The 21,885-nt window shown below is 64.2% G+C and carries 22 protein-coding genes; 17 read left to right on the top strand and 5 right to left on the bottom strand.

The genetic code is table 11. From position 1 onward, the window contains the following. The first annotated feature begins 111 nt into the window (after window positions 1–111). The 3 genes from CETAM_RS04470 (at window position 112) to CETAM_RS04460 (ending at window position 1,911) form a co-directional block, all read left to right on the top strand. Window positions 112–792 carry a DNA methyltransferase gene (locus CETAM_RS04470; protein ID WP_156227361.1) on the top strand — a complete coding sequence of 227 codons (681 nt, stop codon included), beginning with the start codon at window positions 112–114 and terminating at the stop codon, window positions 790–792. A gap of 263 nt (window positions 793–1,055) precedes the next feature. Beyond that, window positions 1,056–1,430, top strand: coding sequence for a hypothetical protein (locus CETAM_RS04465; protein WP_156227359.1), 375 nt, complete (start codon window positions 1,056–1,058; stop codon window positions 1,428–1,430). A gap of 91 nt (window positions 1,431–1,521) precedes the next feature. Further along, on the top strand, window positions 1,522–1,911 hold the full coding sequence (locus CETAM_RS04460; protein ID WP_197085794.1) for an META domain-containing protein: 390 nt from the start codon (window positions 1,522–1,524) through the stop codon (window positions 1,909–1,911). Window positions 1,912–1,986: 75 nt separating this feature from the next. Here the strand turns inward: CETAM_RS04460 and CETAM_RS04455 are convergent, their stop codons facing one another. The 3 genes from CETAM_RS04455 to ychF form a co-directional block, all read right to left on the bottom strand. After that, window positions 1,987–2,544 carry a 2'-5' RNA ligase family protein gene (locus tag CETAM_RS04455; RefSeq protein ID WP_156227355.1) on the bottom strand — a complete coding sequence of 186 codons (558 nt, stop codon included), beginning with the start codon at window positions 2,542–2,544 and terminating at the stop codon, window positions 1,987–1,989. Window positions 2,545–2,687: 143 nt separating this feature from the next. Continuing rightward, window positions 2,688–3,128 carry a YtoQ family protein gene (locus tag CETAM_RS04450; RefSeq protein ID WP_156227353.1) on the bottom strand — a complete coding sequence of 147 codons (441 nt, stop codon included), beginning with the start codon at window positions 3,126–3,128 and terminating at the stop codon, window positions 2,688–2,690. 172 nt (window positions 3,129–3,300) lie between these two features. Continuing rightward, a complete protein-coding gene (ychF, locus tag CETAM_RS04445; RefSeq protein WP_156227351.1) occupies window positions 3,301–4,386 on the bottom strand; it encodes a redox-regulated ATPase YchF in 1,086 nt (361 codons plus the stop codon). Between the two features lie 183 nt (window positions 4,387–4,569). Between ychF and CETAM_RS04440 the strand changes: the two genes are divergently transcribed. The 4 genes from CETAM_RS04440 to CETAM_RS04425 all read left to right on the top strand — a co-directional run bounded on the left by CETAM_RS04440 (window position 4,570) and on the right by CETAM_RS04425 (window position 8,708). Further along, window positions 4,570–6,192, top strand: a complete 1,623-nt coding sequence (locus CETAM_RS04440) for a sodium-dependent transporter (protein ID WP_156227349.1) — start codon at window positions 4,570–4,572, stop codon at window positions 6,190–6,192. Further along, on the top strand, window positions 6,189–6,356 hold the full coding sequence (gene metS / locus CETAM_RS04435) for a methionine/alanine import NSS transporter subunit MetS (RefSeq protein WP_156227347.1): 168 nt from the start codon (window positions 6,189–6,191) through the stop codon (window positions 6,354–6,356). Before CETAM_RS04440 ends, metS begins: the two co-directional genes overlap by 4 nt. Before the next feature lie 158 nt (window positions 6,357–6,514). Then, window positions 6,515–7,834, top strand: coding sequence for an AI-2E family transporter (locus CETAM_RS04430; RefSeq protein ID WP_231587630.1), 1,320 nt, complete (start codon window positions 6,515–6,517; stop codon window positions 7,832–7,834). Window positions 7,835–7,961: 127 nt separating this feature from the next. After that, a complete protein-coding gene (locus CETAM_RS04425) occupies window positions 7,962–8,708 on the top strand; it encodes a DUF6542 domain-containing protein (RefSeq protein WP_156227343.1) in 747 nt (248 codons plus the stop codon). 52 nt (window positions 8,709–8,760) lie between these two features. Here CETAM_RS04425 and CETAM_RS04420 read toward each other — a convergent pair whose 3' ends face one another. After that, a complete protein-coding gene (locus CETAM_RS04420) occupies window positions 8,761–9,720 on the bottom strand; it encodes a 4-hydroxy-3-methylbut-2-enyl diphosphate reductase (protein ID WP_156227341.1) in 960 nt (319 codons plus the stop codon). An 83-nt stretch (window positions 9,721–9,803) separates the two neighbouring features. Between CETAM_RS04420 and xseA the strand changes: the two genes are divergently transcribed. Next, complete coding sequence (gene xseA / locus CETAM_RS04415; RefSeq protein ID WP_156227339.1) at window positions 9,804–11,045, top strand: exodeoxyribonuclease VII large subunit; 1,242 nt, start codon at window positions 9,804–9,806, stop codon at window positions 11,043–11,045. Between the two features lie 20 nt (window positions 11,046–11,065). Then, a complete protein-coding gene (locus CETAM_RS04410) occupies window positions 11,066–11,329 on the top strand; it encodes an exodeoxyribonuclease VII small subunit (protein ID WP_156227337.1) in 264 nt (87 codons plus the stop codon). Between the two features lies 1 nt (window position 11,330). Here CETAM_RS04410 and CETAM_RS04405 read toward each other — a convergent pair whose 3' ends face one another. Further along, window positions 11,331–11,903: a DUF4245 domain-containing protein gene (locus CETAM_RS04405; RefSeq protein ID WP_156227335.1), complete on the bottom strand. Its 573-nt coding sequence runs from the start codon at window positions 11,901–11,903 to the stop codon at window positions 11,331–11,333. Window positions 11,904–12,092: 189 nt separating this feature from the next. Between CETAM_RS04405 and glpX the strand changes: the two genes are divergently transcribed. From glpX to CETAM_RS04365, 8 genes are all read left to right on the top strand, one after another. After that, on the top strand, window positions 12,093–13,106 hold the full coding sequence (gene glpX / locus CETAM_RS04400; RefSeq protein ID WP_156227333.1) for a class II fructose-bisphosphatase: 1,014 nt from the start codon (window positions 12,093–12,095) through the stop codon (window positions 13,104–13,106). A gap of 747 nt (window positions 13,107–13,853) precedes the next feature. Further along, on the top strand, window positions 13,854–14,900 hold the full coding sequence (locus CETAM_RS04395; RefSeq protein ID WP_231587581.1) for a C4-dicarboxylate TRAP transporter substrate-binding protein: 1,047 nt from the start codon (window positions 13,854–13,856) through the stop codon (window positions 14,898–14,900). Between the two features lie 26 nt (window positions 14,901–14,926). Next, window positions 14,927–15,586: a TRAP transporter small permease gene (locus CETAM_RS04390; RefSeq protein ID WP_156227331.1), complete on the top strand. Its 660-nt coding sequence runs from the start codon at window positions 14,927–14,929 to the stop codon at window positions 15,584–15,586. An 83-nt stretch (window positions 15,587–15,669) separates the two neighbouring features. Continuing rightward, window positions 15,670–17,106, top strand: coding sequence for a TRAP transporter large permease (locus CETAM_RS04385; RefSeq protein WP_197085793.1), 1,437 nt, complete (start codon window positions 15,670–15,672; stop codon window positions 17,104–17,106). Between the two features lie 133 nt (window positions 17,107–17,239). After that, window positions 17,240–18,301, top strand: a complete 1,062-nt coding sequence (locus CETAM_RS04380; protein WP_156227327.1) for an AbrB family transcriptional regulator — start codon at window positions 17,240–17,242, stop codon at window positions 18,299–18,301. Window positions 18,302–18,900: 599 nt separating this feature from the next. Then, entirely contained in the window at window positions 18,901–20,136 is a 1,236-nt protein-coding gene (locus CETAM_RS04375; RefSeq protein ID WP_156227325.1) for an NAD(P)/FAD-dependent oxidoreductase, read from the top strand. 36 nt (window positions 20,137–20,172) lie between these two features. Continuing rightward, the gene (locus CETAM_RS04370) at window positions 20,173–20,997 is read left to right on the top strand and encodes an N-acyl homoserine lactonase family protein (RefSeq protein WP_231587580.1); all 825 of its coding nucleotides are present in this window, start codon (window positions 20,173–20,175) and stop codon (window positions 20,995–20,997) included. 70 nt (window positions 20,998–21,067) lie between these two features. Further along, window positions 21,068–21,880 (top strand): SDR family NAD(P)-dependent oxidoreductase, encoded by an 813-nt coding sequence (locus CETAM_RS04365; protein WP_156227323.1) that lies wholly within the window; start codon window positions 21,068–21,070, stop codon window positions 21,878–21,880. Window positions 21,881–21,885 lie beyond the last annotated feature (5 nt).

Below are 21,885 nucleotides of genomic sequence, written 5' to 3'. Positions count from 1 at the left end.
TGCGTTCATCGGCTCAACCTCGCTAGAACGCCGCCGACGCGATCGCTTATCGACGCTCCACAGACGCCGGTCGTGTCCGTGCCAGGAACCGCCCCAACTAAGCTTCCCTCCATGGACACTCCGCCGAACAGCCCTGTGGATGCCCGGCTTATCGCTTCCCACGAGACCTTCTTGTCCGAGCGGCCGCCCGGCGCGGAGGAGGACGTCCACATGATCCCCGCGATCGTGGACCACGTCATCGAGCGCTGGACCAACCCCGGTGACCTGGTGTTGGATCCTTTCGCGGGTTTCGGCACCACCCTTGACCGCGCGGTGCGTCTGGGGAGACGGGGTGTCGGTGTGGAACTGCTCCCCGAACGTGTCGAGCACATCCGCCGACACACGCCCGGCGCCGTGGTCATCGAAGGGGACGCCCGTGACCTGCTGCCACGGCTGACCGACCTCGGCGGCGGTGTCGACCTGGTGCTCAGTTCGCCGCCCTACATGACGGTCACGCACCACGACGCCGATCCCCTCGCCGCCTACGAGGAGGACGGCGGCAACTACCCCCGTTACCTGCGGGAACTCGGCGCAGTGGCGGAGCAGTGCGCGCGACTTCTCGACCTGAGCGGGTACCTGGTGTGGAACGTGGCGGACATCTTCCACGAGGGCGACCATACGCATCTCATCGACGACTGTGCCAGGGTTCTCGATGCACATCTCCACCGCGCGGCCCTCGTGGAGATCGAATGGGACAGACTGCCACAGGACCTGACCCGGGACGCGCTGCTCGTGTTCCGGCGGTCCCCGTAGAGGGCAAGTGCTACGGGATCATGCGTCCCGTTACTTTGATGGAGTCCCCATCACGGGGATGGTCGCTGGGCCGGGTATGGCTTATTTCCCCTGTAGGTCCAATGATCCAGGGGTCGGGCCCAAACTCCAGGTGCGGATCAACACCCGTCATGTGGCGGATATGCCGCATCTCATCACCCGGTGTCGTTGTGGATACCCTGCCCACGAACGACAATGGAAGCAGGATCCCCGGTCCGGGGTTCTTCCGCACACGGAGGTGAGGAATGTCGACCACATCCATCCGTCACCGGGGTGAAAGCGCGGGCCGGGACGTACGCTACGCCTGGCTGAGCGTTCTTCTGCTCCCGTTTGCCTTCGGTCTGGCTTTCCTCGTGGGGGAAGGTCTCATCGGGCTCCTGGGGTATCCCGTCGGCGGCGCGGACAGTAACGCCCCGTTGTGGGCGATTCTCGTCGCCACGATCCCGGCGCTGCTGGTGTTCTATGTCCCAGCCGTTGTCTCTGCGTGGTTCGCACGGCGCGCCGCCTCCCGGGGTGACCGCCGCGGGTGGCTGCCGGCGGTCCTGTTGGGCATCGTTTCGCTGGCTTTCATCGGGCTGAACGTGCTGGCAGGACTCGGGTACGAGGCCTACCTTGGCTGAGTGCCTGGCCGGGGTGGCCCGGGGACGGGCGGCTGATCACCCGGTTCACGCGGTACGCAGCGTCCGACTGGGCGCGCTAATGCTGTGTCTGTTGCTCCTCCTGCAGGGGTACGGGATCATTTCCGGCCGGTGCAAGGAGGCCCTCGACGGGAAATGGCAGTTCCAGGATTTCGGAGCATCCGCCGGCCCCTCTTCGGGCGACCCCGGTCTGATAGTCACGATGACCCTCGACGCCGGCGATGTGTCCGGCAGCACGGGAGTCAACAGCTATCAGGGCACCTACACGTGGAAGGCGAACGGGTTCTTCGAGTTCGATGAGCTCGCGGTGACCGAGAGAGGAGGCCCGCCCGCCGCGATGATCTTCGAGCGGAGATTCCTCGACGCGATCGAGGACGTCCGCAGCTACGAGTTGGTGGACATGAAGCTTCGCCTGGGTGACGGAGACGGCGGGGAACTGCTCATCTTCGCCCCGGTCACCTGAGCGGCCGCGCACGACGGCGGGGTCACCGTGGTTCTCGGAGCGACGTCTCCTCAACGGTGCTGAGGTCCTTGATGTTCAGGGCCGACCGCCGGGGCCACTCTCCACCTTCAAGTCTGTCCCCTCGGCGAAGCCCACCCCGGCGAGAACCGTGAGTTCCCGGCGGCCCGGCCGCCAGAGCGCCGCCCGAACCGCCGTGAGCTCCTTGAGATGAGAAGAAGCCACCTCGTTCAGCGCACGTATGTAGTCGGGGACGATCTCCCGCGGCAGCCGCAGCCCCATCGTCAGATGCGGAATCCAACGGGGGCCACGCCCATGAGGGTTGAGTTCACTGATCTCACGGGCGGCGATCTCGAGTTCATCGGAGGTTTCGAGTAACCATGCGACGGTCTGTTTGCGTTGCGTCCCGAAGACGACGGTGCCCACCCGCTCAAATCGGGCAGGAATCAGCGGCGGGAGAAGATCAGCGGCGCGCCGAACGACATCGCCCGGCATGGCCGAGGAAAACGTGATGGTGATGTGCGGCGTCTGCCTCTGCGCAGGGAAACCCTGCTGCTCAAGGCGTGCAAAAACCTCGCGCACCTGCTGTTCCTCATCCTCGGTGAGGTACAACAGAATGTTGTCGGGTGACGTCATTCGCGAATCCTCGCTCTGAGTCTGATGCGGAGACCGGTGCACATGTACATCGGACGCCGCGTCTTCCGACCACTAGGGCAACTTCGTCCGGAGAAAGCTGTCACCGTCCAGCTCGGGCGCCTGCGATGACCGGGGCCCACAGGCTACGCTTTGAGCACGTACCGCAGGATCTCCACCACCTGATCGGTTGTCGTGCACCAGGCCTGAGCCGCGGCGTCAACTTCCTTGAGCGGATGGACTATTTCTGCCTCGTGAAGGGTCACATAGGGCTTGCCCAGCGCGGCGCAGTAGCCGGCATCGAAGGCGGCGTTCCACTGCTTGTACTTGTCTCCGAACCGCACCACCACCAGGTCGCTCTGCTCGATCAGGGTGCGCGTGCGAATGGCATTGACCTTCGCGGACTGGTGATCACGCCAAAACTGGCTGCCGGTCTCGCCCAGATGGTCGCCGGCGGCGTCGCTGGCAGGGTGGTCTGTCACCGGCGCGGTGAACACCACGTCCAGACCGGCAGCCTCAGCGCCGCGCTGGATCTCGTCCCGCCAATCGGTGTGGATTTCGCCGGAAAGATAGACATTGAAACTCATAATTGGAAGCTCCTGTTCGGGATCTGGACAGAGCTGCTCTGCTCTCACGTGTGCCCCACCCTAGTGAATCTGCGATTCCGGAGACGGGGATGTCCAGAAGCCGCTGCAGCTGGCCTCGGGGAGAAAAACCGGCGAGTCACCCGGGAGAGTGACGCGCCGGACTGCCCTGGAGCTAAACGTTGAACTTGAAGTCCACCACGTCGCCGTCAGCCATGATGTATTCCTTACCCTCCTGGCGGACCTTGCCCTGGGCCTTGGCCTCGGCCATGGAACCGGCGGCGTCGAGATCCGCGAAGGAGACGATCTCGGCCTTGATGAAGCCGCGCTCGAAGTCGGTGTGGATGACGCCGGCGGCCTGCGGGGCGGTGTCGCCCTTACGGATCGTCCAGGCGCGGGACTCCTTGGGACCGGCGGTGAGGTAGGTCTGCAGGCCCAGGGTCTCAAAACCGGCGCGGGCCAGGGAGTGCAGGCCGGGCTCGGTCTGGCCGACGGACTCGAGCAGCTCGGCTGCCTCGTCATCGTCGAGCTCGAGCAGTTCGGTCTCGGTCTGGGCGTCGAGGAAGACGCAGTCAGCCGGGGCGACCAGGGCGCGGAGCTCCTCCTTCTTCGCCTCGTCGGTGAGCACCTCCTCGTCGGAGTTGAACACGTAGAGGAAGGGCTTGGCGGTCATCAGGTGCAGGTCACGGATGAGCGCGAGGTCGATCTCGCCGTTCTTGGCGGCGGAGAAGAGGGTGCGGTCGTCCTCGAGGATGGCCTGGGCCTTCTTGACCTCGGCGACGGTGTCGGCAAGCGACTTGTCCTTGCGCGCGTCCTTCTCCAGACGAGGCAGGGCCTTCTCGATGGTCTGCAGATCAGCGAGGATCAGCTCCGTGTTGATCACGGAGATGTCATCGGCGGGGTCGACGACGCCGTCGACGTGGATGACGTTCTCATCCTTGAAGGCGCGCACGACCTGACAGATGGCGTCGGCCTCCCGGATGTTGGCGAGGAACGCGTTGCCCATGCCTTCCCCCTCGGAAGCGCCCTTGACAATGCCGGCGATGTCCACGAAGGAGACCGTGGCAGGCAGGATCCGCTCGGAACCGAAGATCTCGGCGAGGCGGGACAGGCGGGCGTCGGGAAGCTCGACGAGGCCGACGTTGGGCTCGATGGTGGCGAACGGGTAGTTCGCGGCGAGCACATCGTTGCGGGTCAGGGCATTGAACAGAGTGGACTTGCCCACGTTGGGCAGACCGACGATTCCAAGAGTAAGGCTCACGGGCGTTGATCCTAGCAGCCTGCGGATTCCCGCTGGCAGTGACCATCGGCGCTACGGTTGGTACTACATCGGATCGCCGTTATAGAATCAGCCGGTCTTGAGTTACGCGCGTCACACCCTGGACGCTCCCATGCCTGCACCCGGGCGGACACCCGTTCACCTCAACCACTGACAGGTTCACATATGTCTGCAACCCCCAAGCAGCGCCAGCAACGGGAGATGTTCTCCTCACGCTGGGCATTCCTGTTCGCTGCCATCGGCTCCGCCGTCGGCCTGGGCAACATCTGGCGTTTCCCCTATGTCGCATACGACAACGGCGGTGGCGCGTTCCTCATCCCTTATCTGGTCGCACTGCTGTCCGCAGGCATTCCACTGCTCTTCCTCGACTACGCCCTGGGGCACCGCTACCGCGGTTCCTCTCCGCTGGTGTTCCGCCGCATCAGGAGCTGGGCCGAGCCCGTCGGCTGGATCCAGGTCGGCATCGCCTTCTTCATCGCCCTCTACTACGCGGCGATCATCGGCTGGGCAGGGCTCTACACCGTGAAATCCTTCACCAAGGCGTGGGGCGAGGATCCGGACACCTACTTCTTCAGCGAATTCCTCCGGTTCGATGATTCCGCAACCTTCTCCACGACCTTCGTGCCGCAGATCGCCCTGGCCCTGGCCGTGGTGTGGATCGCCGCGATCGTGGTCCTGGCGATCGGCGTGGACAAGGGCATCGGCAAGATTTCCAAGCTGTTCATCCCGCTGCTCATGGTGTTGTTCCTCATCGTGGTCATTCAGGCGCTGCTGCTGCCGGGTGCCGCCACCGGCCTGGACGCCCTGTTCACCCCGGACTGGAGCGCCCTGGCGGACGGAACGGTGTGGATCGCCGCCTACGGTCAGATCTTCTTCTCCCTGTCCGTGAGCTTCGGCATCATGCTCACCTACTCCTCGTACCTGCGCCCGCGCACCAACCTCACCAGCACCGGCCTGACCACGGCCTTCGCCAACTCATCATTTGAGGTTCTGGCCGGCGTCGGTGTCTTCGCCGCCCTGGGTTTCATGGCGGTGCAGCAGTCGGTGCCGGTTGACGAGGTCGCAACCTCGGGCATCGGTCTGGCGTTCGTCGCATTCCCGGCGATCATCAACGAGATGGCCTTCGGCCCGGTGTTCGGCTTCCTCTTCTTCGCTTCGCTGACCATCGCCGGCTTCACCTCCCTGTTCTCCATCCTGGAGGTCGTTGTCTCCGCGGTGAAGGACAAGCTGGATCTGCCCCGAAAGGCCACCGCCCTGGGCATCGGCACGGTCATGGCACTGATCTCCCTGGCACTGTTCTCCACTACGTCGGGCCTGATGTCGCTGGACATCATGGACAAGTTCACCAACAACATCGGCATCGTCGCCATCGCGTTGATCGCGGTGATCGTCCTCGACTGGGTGCTGCGCCGCATCGACGAGTTCTCCTCGCACCTCAACGCCGTGTCCTCCTTCAAGGTCGGGTCCATCTGGCGCATCAGCGTCGTCAACGTCACCACCCTGGTGCTCGGCTTCACCCTCGTCCAGGAACTGATCAACCTGATCAAGGAGCCCTACGGCGGGTACACGACCGGACAGGTGGCGCTCTACGGTTGGCTCGTCCTGGCAGCCATTGTGGTGGGTGCCTTCGTCTTCTCGCTGGTCCCCTGGCGGGGCGATCAGCCGCTCAACGGTCCGCCGGGGTCAGATTTCGGCGTTGACTCCGACATCCGCCGCGTCCTGCGCGAACCGCGGAAATACCAGGATGCCCCTGACAAGCAGAACAACGAGAAGGGAGCGGCGCTGTGAGTGGTATCGCAATCATGATGATGGTCCTGTTCATCATCGTCATCTGGGGAGGGCTCATCATCAGCGCACTCCACCTGATCAAGAACCCTGATGACCATTCGGGCGACCTCGGCCATTCCGAGCACTCCACCAACGCACGCCTGGCCGGGCTGGAACACCACTGACTCCGAGGTCGGAGATGTGAGGCAAGATGGAGTCTGTGACAGACCAGCCCACCCCCCAGGCAGACGCGGACGACACGACCACCGGATCCGCCGGCTCCACCCGGTTCACCTCGCTGGACCCTGCGGCGCAGGACGAGGTCGGCCGCTACGCCGACCAGATGGACCGTTCCGTGGTCATCGGGGAATGGCTGAAGTCCTTCAGCATGTGGGCGCTGCGGATGATCATCATCGTGGCGTTCGCCTACGGCGCATGGCTCCTGCTCAAGGTGGTCGGGCGCGGCGTGCTGCCGGTGGTCTTCGCCATCATCGTGTGCACGGTCCTCGCCCCACCCACCACCTGGCTGCGACGCCGCGGGGTACCGTCCGCACTCGCGGCAATCATCTCCATGCTGGGATTCTTCGGATTCTTCGGCACACTCCTGTGGTTCATCGCGCCGGACATCATCCGGCAGTCACAGATTCTCTACCTGCAGTCACTGGAAGGGGTCCAGAGACTCCAGTTGTGGGCCCAGGGCCCGCCGCTGAACGTGGACGGCGAGGACCTCTCCCAGCTCATCAATGACGCCGCCTCCTGGATCCAGGGCCAGGCCGGCACGATCGCCGGCGGCATCATGACCGGCGTGGGAACCGCCACCTCGGTGGTGATCACCCTGTTCATCGTGCTGGTGCTCACCTTGTTCTTCCTCAAGGACGGCCACCGCTTCCTGCCGTGGGCCCGTGCCGTGGCCGGTCGGCGTGCAGGCTGGCACCTCACCGAGTCCCTGACCCGCGGCTGGACCACCCTCGGCGGATTCATCCGTGCGCAGGCGATCGTCTCGTTCATCGACGCGGTCTTCATCGGCGTCGGCCTCGTACTGGTCGGGGTTCCCATGGCGCTGGCCCTGGCCGTGATCACCTTCATCGCGGGCTTCATCCCCTTCGTCGGCGCGATTGCCGCCGGCACGCTCTCGGTGCTGGTCGCCCTGGTTTCCCTGGGCTTCACCGAGGCCCTCATCGTCCTGGGTATCGTCCTGGCCGTCCAGCAGCTGGAGGGCAACATCCTGTCCCCCTGGCTGCAGTCCAAGGCGATGGATCTGCACCCCGTCATCGTGCTGGTCTCCGTCACTGTCGGTGGCGGCCTCTTCGGTCTCATCGGCTCATTCCTGGCTGTCCCCTTCGTCGCGATGTTCGCCGTCGGGTTCCGCTACCTGCAGGACATGATCGCCCTGCAGGCGGGCGAGAAACTCGCGGCCGACATCAGCTGGGCAACCCCGGAGGGAGCGCTCAACGGACGTCTGTCGGAGGAGGAGGGCCGCGCTCTGCGCAAGAAGTGGCGCGAGTCGATCATCTACGTCGAGGAACCACGTCGTTCCGAGGCCCATCCGACGAAGCAGGAGGCACCCACCGAGGACCACTCCCCCGCCGCCTCCGGTATCCGACGGATTCGCCTCCGACCGCCGCGCGCCGCGACTCTGTTCGAACTTTTCCGGCGTCGCTGATCTTCCGTGCCGGGGGCGCCATCCTCGGCAAGACCCGCGACATCCGGCGCCCAGCCGACCTGGATGTACCCGGCCTAGAGACAGGTCGTCGCCTATTGGAGAAGACTCCGGGCTAGACTAATCATCCGTGTCCACCCCCACCCACCGAAGCAGAACCAGGCAGGACGTCCGGAACGCCGGACTGCCGACCTGGTCCGGCGTCGCCATCGTCATCGCAGCCCTCATCACGGGGCTGCTGCTGAGCGTCAACGCCCAGACAATCGGCACGCCGTACCTGGTCTGTTTCGGTGTGGCAGCCATCGTGGTTGCACTGTTCACCGAGGCCCGGGGGCTGTTCATCGTCGTCGCCTCGTTGCCTCTGCTGTTCGGCATCATGACGGTGGTCTCCTCCTGGACGGTGACCCGATCGCTGGCGGCCGAAGGCTCCGCCGCCTTCTCCACCACCACGATTCTCACGGCGCTGTTCCCCCTGGCGCAGTTCTTCCCGGTGATGTTCGGCGTCTCGGCCGCTGCGGCGATCATCGCCGTCCTCCGCATCTGGCTGCTCCGACGCTCTGGCCGCGCCCGTGACGCTGCCGCCATCGAGCACCGCCGCCGTGCCTCCGAGGCCGATCGCGTCAACCGCGACACCGCCTCCCGCGCCCGCCGGCGCACCAACCAGGTCACCGTCGAAGAGCTGCTCGCGCGCAACCGCTCACGGAGCGGGAACCGAGGGGGCGACGCCCCACCCGGCGGCCCTGCCCCGCTCCGCACCCCACCGCGGCCCGAGCCACCGCATGAGCCGCCACGTCAGCAGCGGGACCCGCGGGAACCACTCCCGCGGGAACCGAAGCCACCGCGTCGACGTCGTCTCGACGACGACCTCTACAGCTGACGAAGATATGCCGAGGGGCCGGGGGTTCACTCCCCGGCCCCTCCGACGTTTCTCAGCCCTGAATCCGAGCCGAACGCAACACGCGCGGCAGCGAGAAGACGATCTTCTCGGAAGCCGTGGTCACTTCCTCCACATCCCCGAAGCCACGCTCGGCGAGGAACGCCAGCACGTCCTGCACCAGGATCTCCGGCACGGAGGCCCCGGAGGAGACGCCGACGCTCTCGACCCCCTCGAGCCAGGCCTCATCGATCTGATGCGCATAGTCGACGAGGTAGCTGGTGTCCGCCCCGGCGTCGAGGGCGACCTCGACCATGCGCTTGGAGTTGGATGAGTTCTGCGAGCCGACGATGATCATCAGTTCGACTCTCGGTGCGATCGCCTTGACCGCGACCTGGCGGTTCTGGGTGGCGTAGCAGATGTCGTCGCTCGGCGGATCCTGCAGACCCGGGTAGCGCTCCTTGAGGGCGTCGACGATCTGCATGGTCTCATCCACCGAGAGGGTGGTCTGTGAGAGCCAGACCAGCGGCTGGTCGGCGGGGAAATCCGGGAGCTTGTCGACGCCCTCCAGACCATCCACCAGATGGGTGTGATCGGGGGCTTCTCCCATGGTGCCCTCGACCTCCTCGTGGCCCTCATGACCGACGAAGAGAATCTGGTAACCGTCGCGCACGAAACGCTTGACCTCGTTGTGGACCTTGGTCACCAGCGGGCAGGTGGCGTCGAGGGTGTTGAGGTTGAGGCGCTCGGCCTCGGCGTGGACTGCCGGAGAGACGCCGTGCGCGGAGAAGACGAGATGCGCCCCTGCGGGGACCTCGTCGGTCTCCTCGACGAAGACGGCGCCGCGCTCGGCCAGGGAATCCACCACATAGCGGTTGTGGACGATCTCCTTGCGCACGTACACCGGGGCACCGTACTTCTCCAGCGCCTTCTCGACGGTTTCCACTGCGCGGTCGACACCGGCGCAGTAGCCGCGGGGGGCCGCGAGGAGGACCTTCTTCACTGCTTCACTCATGCCCCCCACCCTAACCAACCTGGCCCGTTAAGCCTAGACTTGGGACGCGTCACTGATCCCACACCGATTGTCAGGAGCATCACATGACCGGTCCACATTCCACGCCGGAGACTCCGTGGCCGGTGCGGCGTCTCAACGCGGAGGTCAAGGGCTGGATCCAGCGCCTGGGTTCCGCGTGGGTGGAAGGCCAGCTCACCCAGGTGAATGTGAAGCCGACGTGGAAGCTCTCCTACCTGACGCTGCGGGACACCGAGTCCGAGACGTCGGTGCAGCTGACCGCACCGACGAACCTGATCCAGTCCATGTCCTCCCCGCTTCGCGACGGCGACCGCGTGGTCGTCCACGGCCGTCCCGCCTTCTACGAGGGACGGGGCAGCTTCTCCCTGTGGGTGACGGAGATCCGGCCCGTGGGCATCGGCGAACTGCTGGCCCGTATCGAACGCCTACGTGCCCAACTGGCGCAGGAGGGACTGTTCGATCCGGCACGCAAGAAGCGCCTGCCCTACCTGCCGGTGCGCGTCGGCCTGATCACGGGCCGGGGCTCCGCGGCTGAGCGCGACGTCCTCTCGGTCGCCCGCGACCGCTGGCCCGAGGTGGACATCCGGGTGATCAACACCGCCGTACAAGGTGCCACCGCCGTACCGGAGATCATCCGCGCACTGGAGGAGCTCGACCGCGATCCCCTGGTCGACGTCATCATCATCGCCCGCGGTGGCGGCAGCGTGGAGGACCTGCTGCCCTTCTCTGAGGAGGCCCTCCAGCGGGCGGTTGCGGCGGCAGCTACGCCCGTGGTCTCAGCCATCGGCCATGAGCCGGACAACCCGGTGCTGGACAATGTGGCTGACCTGCGCGCAGCCACCCCGACCGATGCGGCGAAACGGGTCGTGCCGGACGTCACCGAAGAGCGCGCGTTCCTCGCGGAGGCCCGCTCCAGGATGGCGGCCGCCCTGCGCGGGTGGGTGCAGCGGGAGCGGCACGGACTGGCGGGGATGCGCTCGCGCCCGGTGCTCGCGGACCCGATGACGCCGATCCGACGGCGTCGAGAAGAAATCGACGGCGCCGTCACACTCATCCGACGGGACGTGCAGTATCTTCTGCAGAGCGAGATCGCTCATGTCAGGGCGTTGCGCGCGCAGGTCTCGGCACTCGGTCCGGGCGCCACGCTCGCTCGCGGCTACTCAGTGGTGCAGGTCGTCCCCCGGGACGGCACGCCACCTGAGGTGGTCATGAGCATCCGTCAGGCTCCTCCGGGCAGCCAGCTGCGCATTCGCGTGGCGGACGGATCCATCACGGCCGCAGGCATGTCCGCGGTCCCGGCAGACTAGAACTTCCAAGGAGACAAGCAGTGAACGACAACGTGGTGGGAAGCGGCCAGGCCGGTCAGAACGCATTTCCCGATGTGTCTGAACTGAGCTACGAGCAGGCGCGCGACGAGCTCATCGAAACCGTCAAGATCCTCGAACTCGGCCAGATGGGGCTCGATGAATCGCTCCGGTACTGGGAGCGTGGCGAGGCGCTTGCCCGGCGCTGTGAGGAGCACCTCGACGGCGCGGCTCGTCGGGTGGAGGAGGCGCTGGTCAGCACCCGTCCCCCGGAGACGGAAGACTGATCTAGACGCCCGGCAGCGGCTCGGAAGTGACAGTCGCCTCGATGATGGTCAGGAAGTCCTCTTCCCGGCCGGCGCCGCTGAACAGCAGGCGGGTGTCACCCATGTCCACGGCCCACAGGTCACGGACATCCGACTCCTCGGAGTGGTAGACCTCCACCGGCTGGCCGGCGACGTCGATGGTCCGGTCCAGATCGCGGGGGTGGGCGTCGATGGCGCGGACGGCGTCGGCAAGCGGGAGCGAGGTCTGGGTGAGCTGGATGTAACCACGCTCCGCGGTCACCCAACCGACGATCGGTGCCGGGGTCTGCTCGATCATTCCGCGGCGCGCGGAGTTGGTGATCCAGCCCTCCGGGCTCTCCGGCATCCGGACCGGGAAGGCGGAGGCCCTGGCCTCCATCCCCATGAAGGTACGCGCATCGACCTCACGGACAGGACCGTTCTCGGGGGTGCCTGGTTCGTAGCTGCACAGACCGGTGGCACCGACGCTCACCACCATGAGAACGACGATGATGAGCAGCGACAGGACCATATCCCCGCCGCTCTGAAAAATCCTGGGCTTTTCCGCTGCAGACACGGCCCCAAGTATGTCAGAACAGCGCCCGTTCAGGAATTCACCCACCAGATGTGACACACCCCCCTCTTTCGGGTGGGGAAACCCTCACCGACCGGCCCAAGAGGTGGAACAATGTCCGGGAGGCGGGTGGATCACCCTCCACCGCTGCCAGTCACATGCACATACCTTGCCCGCAGGAGGCCGTTAAACATGAATGCACCCCACCCGGAAGCACCCGATCGTAACCTTGCCATGGAGCTCGTCCGCGTCACTGAGGCGGCCGCACTGGCATCGGGTCGCTGGGTCGGCCGTGGCATGAAGGAGGAGGGTGACGGCGCGGCAGTGGACGCCATGCGCCAGCTCATCAACTCCGTGAACATGAACGGCGTCGTGGTCATCGGCGAGGGCGAGAAGGATGAAGCCCCGATGCTCTACAACGGCGAGCGCGTGGGCAACGGTCAGGGTGCTGAGGTCGACATCGCGGTCGACCCCGTCGACGGCACCACCCTGATGGCCGAGGGACGCCCCAACGCCATCTCCATCATCGCCGCCGCCGAGCGCGGCTCAATGTACGACCCGTCCGCCGTGTTCTACATGGACAAGATTGCGGTGGGCCCGGAGGCCGCCGGCACCATCGACATCGAGGCGCCCGTCGCCCACAACATCAACGCCGTAGCCAAGGCCAAGGGCATCAAGCCCGCCGACGTCACCATCGTCGTCCTGGACCGTCCCCGCCACCTCGACCTGATCACCGACATCCGCCGCGCCGGCGCGAAGGTCCGCCTGATCTCCGACGGTGACGTCGCCGGTGCCATCGCCGCCGCCCAGGACTCCAACTCCATCGACATGGCCATGGGCATCGGCGGCACCCCGGAGGGCATCATCACCGCCTGCGCGCTCAAGTGCATGGGCGGCGAAATCCAGGGCAAGCTGTGGCCGATCGACGACGCCGAGGCCGGCCGCGCCCGCGATGCGGGCCTCGACCTCGGTTCCGTCCTGGGCATCAACGACCTGGTCTCCTCCGACAACTGCTACTTCGCCGCCACCGGCGTGACCAACGGCGACATGCTCCGCGGCGTGTCCTACCGCGCCAACGGCGCCACCACCCGTTCGCTGGTCATGCGCTCCAAGTCCGGCACCGTCCGGTTCGTGGAGTCCCGCCATCAGCTGGCCAAGCTGCAGGAGTACTCCGTCATCGACTACTCCAAGGATCCTTCCGCCTAGGAAACCTCCGGAGCCCACTTGGGCCATCCGCAGCCGCCCCGCCTCCATCTGGAGACCGGGCGGTTTTTTCGTGTCTTCACCAGGGACACCCGATACTGGCAGGCGTAGGCCACCTGCTTTCACCGCATGACGAGTGTGGACAGTTGCCCTCCCCCGCCCCACCCCCGAACTCGGGGCGCAGCCCAACCGCGCCCACTCCGGCGGCGCTTCAGTCGCCGTTCAACGGAGATTGAAGTTGCCTCCGCAAATCCCACCCGCCCTCGTCCCCGTGGACTTTCCGGCCACGCCAACTATGCAGAAAAGCCGGACAAGCTGCACCTTCACACATAGCCCTCTTCGTCGGCCATCAACCACGCCCCGGGCACACCCATCCAAGGGAGAGGTGCATTGCCCCACAGGGAGAAGAGCGCAAGAGATGTTGCTAACAAAAGTCCTCGACAAGTGACCTTAAGCACTTGCGTGAACGGGGTCACAATCGTAAACTGTCGACACAACCAAGCTTCACCCCATCAACCCCAAGAGGAAGAACTCATGCGCGTCGATTCCAAAAGTCGCCCTTCCAGCAGTTTCGCCCGTAAACTGCTCTCCACTACCGCCATCCTGACCGTTTCCGCGTTGACGCTCACAGCTTGCGGTGGGGGAATGTCGACAGGAGAATCGGCGAGTGCCGACACTGCCAACTCCGGGGATAACGTGATCGTCAAAGCGAATCCGCCCTACGGCCCCGATCACATGATGAGTACGGCGATGACCCAGTTCGGTGATGTGGTCACCGAATCCTCTGATGGTGAGCTGACCTTCGAGCACTACTTCGCAGATGCACTGGTCAAGCAGCCGGAAGTGGCCACGAGCCTCACCGGCGGGGTCATCGATCTGGGTTACCTGGGCATGGCGTACACCCCGGCCTCGTTCCCGATTGATGCCTGGGCCTCGCAGCTCGGTTATGGCGGTGATGAGCGTCCCGTCGTCGGCCTGCTCGCCAACGCTGCCGCGGCCATCGAGTGGTCCTACAGCCACCCGGAAGTGTCGGAGGAACTGGAGGGCCAGGGCATCTACCCACTGATCCCCCGTTTCCAGAACCATGACAACTATCAGCTCCTGTGCAAGGATCCCGTCACTTCCCTCGCCGACGCCCGGGGCAAGCGTGTCCGTGTGGGCGGCGAGCTCTACTCCGAAGCCGTGACCGCACTGGGCATGACCCCGGTAACCCTGTCCGGCGCTGAGATCTACGAAGGCTTCGAGCGCGGCGTGGTCGACTGCTTCGTCGGAGCAGAACCGGACATGACCGGCCTCGGACTCTGGGAGATCGGAAAGAACTTCACCAAGGTCGACTTTCCCGGTTGGAGCTCCATCTCCCTGGCATCCTCCAACGACTTCATGGATTCCCTCACGCCGGAGCAGAAGGCGGCGTTCGATGACAACCGTGCGGAGTTCCTCAAGATCTACTACACCGGCTATTTCGATGAGCAGAAGCGTTTCCACCAGGAGCAGGATGCCATGTCCCTCAACTACCACGCACCGGGGGAGGATCTCCAGCAGGCGCTGGATACCCATTTCGACGGTGTCCGCCAGGACATGATTGACAACCCTCCGGCGGTCGTCTCCGACTCCGAGGCTGCAGTTACCGAGTACGAGCAGCTCCGTGAGAAGTGGGTGGGCATTGTGGAGGACCTGGGATACGACGGTGGACATGCCAACCACCAGGAGTGGGCCACCGAACTGGGGGATGGCTCCGTGGATCTCCAGCCGTGGGCCGACAAGCTCGATGAAGAGATCTTCACCAACCTCTCCTAACCCGGCCACCACTGAGAAGGATTGACATGAGTACCACTCACAACATTCAGGCGGAGAAGTCCAGCGCACTCATCCGCGGCCTCGATCTTGCGGTCAAGATCCTGATCCGGCTCTCCATCTTCCTGGGCGCGGCCGCCGCACTGGGCATGGTGGTGAATGTGTTCCTGGACGTGGCCATGCGTTTCGGTATGAACACGCCGATCCAGGGCACTAATCAGTTCGTATCCTTCTGGTGGATGCTTCCCCTCGTGTTCTTCGGCCTGGCCGCGGCCCAGCATTACGGCGAGCACACGGATCTCCCCATCGTCTATGAGCGGCTGAACCCCTGGGGCAGGCAGATCATGGCCATTGTGGCCCTGTGCTTCACCGGGATCTTCGTGTCGCTGATCGGCTGGTCGGGTTTCACCAATGCCCTGGAGCAGATGGCGGTCGGTGAATATGACTCCTCGACCGGCATCACCGTTTGGCCTCCCCGTTTCGCCGTTCCTCTCGCCTGCCTCGCCTTCCTCCTGGTGATCGTCGCCCACATCCTCCAGCTCCTCATCAACAGGGATGCAGTCCTTTCCGCCGAGCAGGAAGCCGTCGGCGAGGAAGCGGATGTTCTCGCCGATCTGGAGAACCAGAACATCATGGTGTCAGAGGGCACCGACAACTTACGTGCACCTGAAAGGACCGTGGCCAAATGACATCAGCAGTGAAAGCCGTGGAAAAAAACTCCCCGGAAATACGCCAGGAAAACAGGACTGTCACGTCCCCGGCGCTGCCCGGCATGACCCGGAAGTCCGGCAAGCCCACCGCCATCGCCCTCACCGTCATGGCGGCGATCCTGATCGGTGAGATCGGTCTGATCTTCTCCGGTGCACTGACCACCAAACTCCAGGTGGCACTTGTGTGTCTGGTACTGCTCCTCACCCTGATGGCCTGGCGGGTTCCCATTGCCGTCGCCATGGGTATCGCGGGGCTCATGGGTATCTGGCGCATCAGCGGAACCTCCGTGGTGGAGCGGAGCCTGGTGGATCTGCCGGCTGCCAATGCCGCCAGCTGGTCCCTGTCCGTGATCCCGATGTTCATCTTCATGGGCCTTCTGCTGTGGAAGAGCGGAGCCACCACCCGCATCTTCGACGCCGCCCGTGCATGGTTGAACTGGCTGCCGGGTGGCCTGGCGGTCACCACGAACATGGCCGGTGCCGGCCTCGCCGCTGCCAGTGGTTCGACCATCGGCATCGCCTACGCGATCAGTCGCATCGGAATCCCGGAGATGCTCAAGTCGGGCTATGACAGGCGACTCGCGCTGGGTTCTGTGATCATGGCCGGTCTCCCGGGCCAGTTGATTCCGCCGAGCCTGCTGCTGGTGGTCTACGCCGGTATCGCCAACCTCCCGGTCGGGCCGCAGCTGCTCGCCGGTGTCGTCCCGGGAATCCTGCTTGCGCTGGTGGTCAACATAGCTATCATCACCCTCGCGATGATCTTCCCGTCCATCGCCGGCGAGAAGCTGCCGGCGGTGGGATGGAAGGCACGTTGGGCATCACTCGGTCAGGTCTGGCCGCTGCCCGTTCTGGTCACTGTCATCCTCGGCGGCATGTACGGCGGCTTCTTCACCGCCACCGAGGCCGCTGCCATCGGCTGCATCGGCGCCATGCTCATCACCCTCCTCTACAAGGGCCGCGAATTCTTCTCCACCATCGGAAGCGCACTCGCCGGAACCGTGTACGCCACCGGCGGCGTGTTCTTCCTCCTGATCGGCGCGGCATTTGTCACCCGTATGCTCGCACTGAGCGGTGTCCCGTTCCTGTTCACCGGGTGGATCGATTCGATGGGCCTGTCTGCAACGCAGTTTGTTCTCGCTGCACTCGTCCTCATGATCATCCTGGGCATGTTCATGGATCCGATCTCCCTGATGTTGCTCAGTGTTCCGGTCATGTTGCCCACCCTGAATGCGTTGGACGTGGATCTGGTCTGGTTCGGTGTCCTGACCGTGTTGGCGGCAGAGATCGGAATGCTGACCCCGCCGGTGGGTGTGCTTGTCTTCCTCGTCCACAAGATTTCCCAGAATCCGGATGTCAATCTGGGCCAGCGGATCACGCTGGGCAATGTGTTTAGCGCCGCGTTGCTGGGCGTCCCGCTCGCACTGCTGGTCATCGGCCTGCTGATGCTCTTCCCCGAGTTGGCCACCTGGCTTGTCACCAGCGGCAACGCCGCTGCTTAACGGAGCTCGTCTACGAATGCCCGAAGAGTCCGACCCCCATGGTCGGATTCTTCGCTTTCGTATGTGTGGTTCACATCGAGCCAGCAGCAGAGGTAATTCGTTCAGGTGTGACTGATAATCGAGGAGGCCGTAGATGACATCCGGAAACCGGTTGGATCTGCGTTGGATGATCGTGATTCCCCTTTCCCTGGTCATGGGGTGGGGGTTCACCGAACTGAATGTTCCGGCGTCCTGGATCCTCGCGGGCATCCTGTCTGCGGGTGCTTCCGCACTGATCAGCAGTTCCGAATTTCGGGTGAACAAGATGCTCTACTCATTCGGCGCGGGTATCGTCGCGGTTCTCGCTGCGGTCCCGTTGTTCGATGAGACACTGGAGAACCTCCTCGGGTATATCCTGCCCAGCCTTGCGGTGGCTCTGTTCACCATCATCATCGGCCTGGTCACAGGTTATCTGCTCTCGCGGTTCCAGAAGAGGGTGTCAAAAGAGACCGGGATGATCTCGATGCTGGCCGGCGGCGCTGCCTTCATGCCCGCCATCGCGAAGGAGATCGGTGCTGATATCCGATTCGTGTCCCTGACCCAGTACCTGCGACTGCTGGCCGTCGCAGTTTCCCTCCCCGTGGTCACAGGCCTGCTGCCCCGAGAGCAGCAGCAGGCCACCCGGGTAACGGATTCCACTGTGGATCAGACCTGGTGGATGATTGCTCTTATCGTGCTGGTGGCACTGGTCGGGGGCCTGCTGGCCAAACGGGGCCGCCTGCCCGTCCCCTCGGTCCTCGGCCCCCTGCTCATCACCATCCTGTTGTTGGCGGTGCTGCCGGTGGAGATCAACATGAATCCGCCCGAACCCCTCCGGGTGATCGCGTTCCTGTCCATTGGCTGGCTCTGTGGCGGAACCATGTCCAGAGACTCCCTGAAGCACTTCGCCGTTCAGCTTCCGGCAATCCTCATCTTCATCTTCATGCTGATCGTGAGCTGCGCGTTACTGGCCTTTCCCATCTCCCGGTGGGTCGGTATCACCTATTTTGACGCCTACCTCGCCACCAGCCCCGGCGCGATGGACACCGTGCTCGCCATCTCCAGTGAAACCGGAACCAGTCCGGCAGTCGTGACCATCCAGCTCATTCGGATGATTCTCATCCTTTTTGCCGCATCCTCGATCCCCCGCATCATCGGGTTGTTCAGGAAACCCTGACATCAGTTCTTTCGTTCCGCCGGAAGTCAGTTGGACTGACCCGCAGCAACATTCAGACACGTCGGAAAACCGTTGGTCACTGGCGCATGAGCAAAAATTGCAGGCAGCGCCGGCCGAACCCGCCCGAGTTCGGCCTACCTCGGCGCGGCAGACTGGACCGTGCAGCGCACTACCCGGTGCGGCGTCACGGATCACCAGCCCGGCGATATCCCACCCTTCCACCCCGGCGGAACCGTGCCCGCCGGTCACGGCCGTCGTGCAGGGGCGCACACCCGGGCCGCCAGAAGGAAGATCACCCGGTCCGACGCCTTCAGCTTGATCACACTGCGGGGATCCACTGCCCTGCACCCCACCCCGTACTGAACACACTTGGACACCTGTCCAGGCGTCTCGCCAGCTACAGAGCCCCGAGAACTCCGCGCCGCCAGGCCGAAATTGAGGCGGCCACACCCCTTAAGACCACCTGCAATAGGAACATGCAGCAACCTGGATCACAACACTTGACAAACTGTGTGCGATGACACACTATTATCACATTCGCATAGTGTCGACAGAATGCCATCTGAGTGAACTGGCGCCAACAATGAAAGGGACCGACAGTGAGCACCGTAATCATCGGCGCCGGACACGGCGGGGTACAGGTTGCAGAAAGCCTCCGTGCCGGCGGCCTTCAGCAGCCAATCACCATCCTCGACTCCTCCCCGGAGCTCCCCTACCAACGACCGCCTCTGTCCAAGGACTACATGAAGGTCGACTTCGAGGCCGCTCCCCTCCCCATCAGGGAGGAGGGCTTCTACACAGACAACGACATCACCCTGCTGCGGGGAACCACCGTCACCTCCATCGACCGTGAGTCGTGCACAGTCCACGCCGGCGACAACTCCTTCTCTTATGAGAATCTCGTCATCGCCACTGGCGCCCGTCCCAGAACCTTGAACTGCGAAGGCGCCGACGCCACCAACGTCCACACTTTGAAGACCCTCCAGGATGCGGTCACCCTCAAGTCCCGGATCAGCGAAGGCTCACGTGTCGTTGTGGTGGGTGCAGGCTTCATCGGCATGGAGTTCGCCGTCGCAGCACTCAAGCACGGCTGCGAAGTCACGGTGCTGGAGTTCGCGGACCGTCCCATGAGCCGCGCAGTCACCCCCTACACCAGCCAGAGGTTCAAGAACTGGTACGCCGAGCACGGCATCACCATGCGCTTTGGTGAAGGACTGGAATCCCTGGAGAAGGACGCCTCCGGACAGGCAACCACCGTCATCTCAACCACCGGGCGACGGTATGAGGCAGATCTTTTCGTCGTGGGCATCGGTGTGCAGCCCAACGTGGAGATCGCCGATGAGGCTGAACTCCGTATCGGCAACGGCATCATCGTCGACCAGCACCTGCGTACCTCCGACCCCAGGATCTTCGCCATCGGTGACTGCGCGTCCTTCCCGCTCCTCGCGGCACACACCCGCACGCGCCTGGAGTCCGTGCAGAATGCCACAGACCAGGGCAAACATGTCGCCCAGGAGATCCTGGGCGTCCAGGAACCGTACTCCGTCACCCCCTGGTTCTGGTCCACGCAGGGGCGTTACCGCCTGCAGATGACCGGAGTCATCCACCCGGACGATGACATCACCGTGATCGGCGATCCGGACAAGAAGAAGTTCTCCGTCCTGGCCTTCCGTGAGGGTGAACTGGTGGGGGCTGAATCAGTCAACCAACCCGCGGACCAGAACATCGTCCGCCGGATGTTCACCGAGAACATCCCCCTGTCTCTGCACCATGCGCAGGCAGAAGACTTCGATCTCCGTGACCATCTCAAAAAAGCGATCTCCGCCGCGGCCTGAGCCGCTCAATCCCCTACCCCACAGAAGGAGCACCCCATGACTTCCGCAATCCCCCGGACCTCCACCGGCGTCGCAAAGAAGACGGCCAATGTCCTCTACGGCTTGGACTCCCCCAACATGACCATGCAGGCCGAACACATGGTTGTCGGCGCGGAAGGACCTGTGGAGATTCCGCTGCCCGCCTTCCTCATCGAGCATGACAAGGGTCTGATCATGGTGGACACCGGTTTCCACCCGTGTGTCTGCGAGGATCCCGCGCTGCTTTTCGGCGACCGCCCGGAGACCGACATGATTGTCTCCAAGCCGGAGCAGGCGATCGAGCCTCAGCTGCGCAAGCTCGGTTACACCCCGGAGGATGTCACCCACGTGATCGTCTCCCACCTCCACACCGACCACGCCGGTGGCCTCTTTCAGTTCCCGAACGCCAGGTTCATCATCGGTCCCGGTGAGTTGGATTACGGCAAGAACCCGACCCCCGAGTCCGCCCACCTCGTCATGGAACGCGATTTCCTCGGTGCTGACGTCCAGAACTACGACTGGACCGAGGTCACCGAAGAACGCCACGACCTCTTCGGCGACGGTGCCGTCGAACTGCTCCACCTTCCGGGCCACACCCCCGGTCAGATGGCGGTCCTGGTCCGTCTCCCCGGGCAGAACGTCGTGCTTTCCGCTGATGTGGTCCACCTCCGGGAGGCCGTCGACATGCTCGCTCCCGCCCCCACCGACACCGATCCGGAACAGGCCGTGAAGAGCATCCGGAAGCTCCTGCAGATCGTCGAGGAGGAGGATGCCCGGCTCTGGATCATCCACGACTACCGTGACTGGGCCGAGTTCGGCGATCCCCTGACCCCGATCCGCTAAGTTCCCCGGCACCCGTGCGCGGGGAAGGCAGCCGCTTTCCCCGCGCACACCCATTTCACAAAGGAGCATCATGAACAACAAACTGACGGAACTCTTCGATCTCACCGGCACCCACGCTCTGGTCACCGGAGGCGGCAGCGGCATCGGATTCCACATCGCGCGCACGTTGGGCGCCGTAGGCGCCGAGGTGACGCTCATCGACCGCACCCCTGAGCCGCTGGAGGCAGCCAGAAAGACCCTTATCGACGACGGGATCATCACGCACGCCCTCGCCCTCGACATCACCGACTACGAGGATTTTGACTCGAAAATCGCCACCCACGCAGCACAGCACCCTTTCCAGGTGGTATTCGCCAACGCCGGCATCTCCGCGGGCCCCGGACCGATCGACGAGACCGGGACGCTGGACAACTACGACCGCGACCGCTGGCGCGATGTCATTGACGTCAACCTCACCGGCGCCATGAACACCATGTCCATCACCAGCCGCCACATGACCGCAGAAGGTCGGGGACGTATCGTCGTCACGGCGTCGTTGGCGGGCGTGCGTGCCGATCCCCTGGTCGGTTACGCCTACGCCGCCTCAAAAACGGGCGTGATCGGCATTGTCCGCAATGCGGCCCTGGAACTGGCCACCCGTGGCGTCACCGTCAACGCCATCGCACCGGGACTCTTCGAGACCAACATCCGCAAGAATAATCCCGCAGCCAAGGCACTCGACGGGTCATTCGCCAAGATGTCTGCTGTCAAGCGCCCCGGCCGGATGCAGGAGCTGGAAGGCCTGGCGATTTTCCTCGCATCGAAGTCCTCCAGCTATGTGACGGGGGCGGTTCTCAACATCGACGGCGGTGGCCAGCACGTCGGTCCCACCTCCCTGGACTGATCCCC

The sequence above is a fragment of the Corynebacterium comes genome, from assembly GCF_009734405.1.
GTDB lineage: Bacteria > Actinomycetota > Actinomycetes > Mycobacteriales > Mycobacteriaceae > Corynebacterium > Corynebacterium comes.
Note: the sequence above shows the minus strand (reverse complement) of the source record. Positions and strands in the feature narration are given on the sequence as shown.

Excerpts from the sequence above, each read along its gene's own strand:
- CETAM_RS04470 (WP_156227361.1), top strand. The coding sequence starts at position 112 with ATGGACACTCCGCCGAACAGCCCTGTGGATGCCCGGCTTATCGCTTCC.
- CETAM_RS04465 (WP_156227359.1), top strand. The coding sequence starts at position 1,056 with ATGTCGACCACATCCATCCGTCACCGGGGTGAAAGCGCGGGCCGGGAC.
- CETAM_RS04455 (WP_156227355.1), bottom strand. The coding sequence starts at position 2,544 with ATGACGTCACCCGACAACATTCTGTTGTACCTCACCGAGGATGAGGAA.
- CETAM_RS04450 (WP_156227353.1), bottom strand. The coding sequence starts at position 3,128 with ATGAGTTTCAATGTCTATCTTTCCGGCGAAATCCACACCGATTGGCGG.
- CETAM_RS04440 (WP_156227349.1), top strand. The coding sequence starts at position 4,570 with ATGTCTGCAACCCCCAAGCAGCGCCAGCAACGGGAGATGTTCTCCTCA.
- CETAM_RS04430 (WP_231587630.1), top strand. The coding sequence starts at position 6,515 with ATGGACCGTTCCGTGGTCATCGGGGAATGGCTGAAGTCCTTCAGCATG.
- CETAM_RS04420 (WP_156227341.1), bottom strand. The coding sequence starts at position 9,720 with ATGAGTGAAGCAGTGAAGAAGGTCCTCCTCGCGGCCCCCCGCGGCTAC.
- xseA (WP_156227339.1), top strand. The coding sequence starts at position 9,804 with ATGACCGGTCCACATTCCACGCCGGAGACTCCGTGGCCGGTGCGGCGT.
- glpX (WP_156227333.1), top strand. The coding sequence starts at position 12,093 with ATGAATGCACCCCACCCGGAAGCACCCGATCGTAACCTTGCCATGGAG.
- CETAM_RS04395 (WP_231587581.1), top strand. The coding sequence starts at position 13,854 with ATGACCCAGTTCGGTGATGTGGTCACCGAATCCTCTGATGGTGAGCTG.
- CETAM_RS04390 (WP_156227331.1), top strand. The coding sequence starts at position 14,927 with ATGAGTACCACTCACAACATTCAGGCGGAGAAGTCCAGCGCACTCATC.
- CETAM_RS04385 (WP_197085793.1), top strand. The coding sequence starts at position 15,670 with ATGACCCGGAAGTCCGGCAAGCCCACCGCCATCGCCCTCACCGTCATG.
- CETAM_RS04380 (WP_156227327.1), top strand. The coding sequence starts at position 17,240 with ATGACATCCGGAAACCGGTTGGATCTGCGTTGGATGATCGTGATTCCC.
- CETAM_RS04370 (WP_231587580.1), top strand. The coding sequence starts at position 20,173 with ATGACTTCCGCAATCCCCCGGACCTCCACCGGCGTCGCAAAGAAGACG.
- CETAM_RS04365 (WP_156227323.1), top strand. The coding sequence starts at position 21,068 with ATGAACAACAAACTGACGGAACTCTTCGATCTCACCGGCACCCACGCT.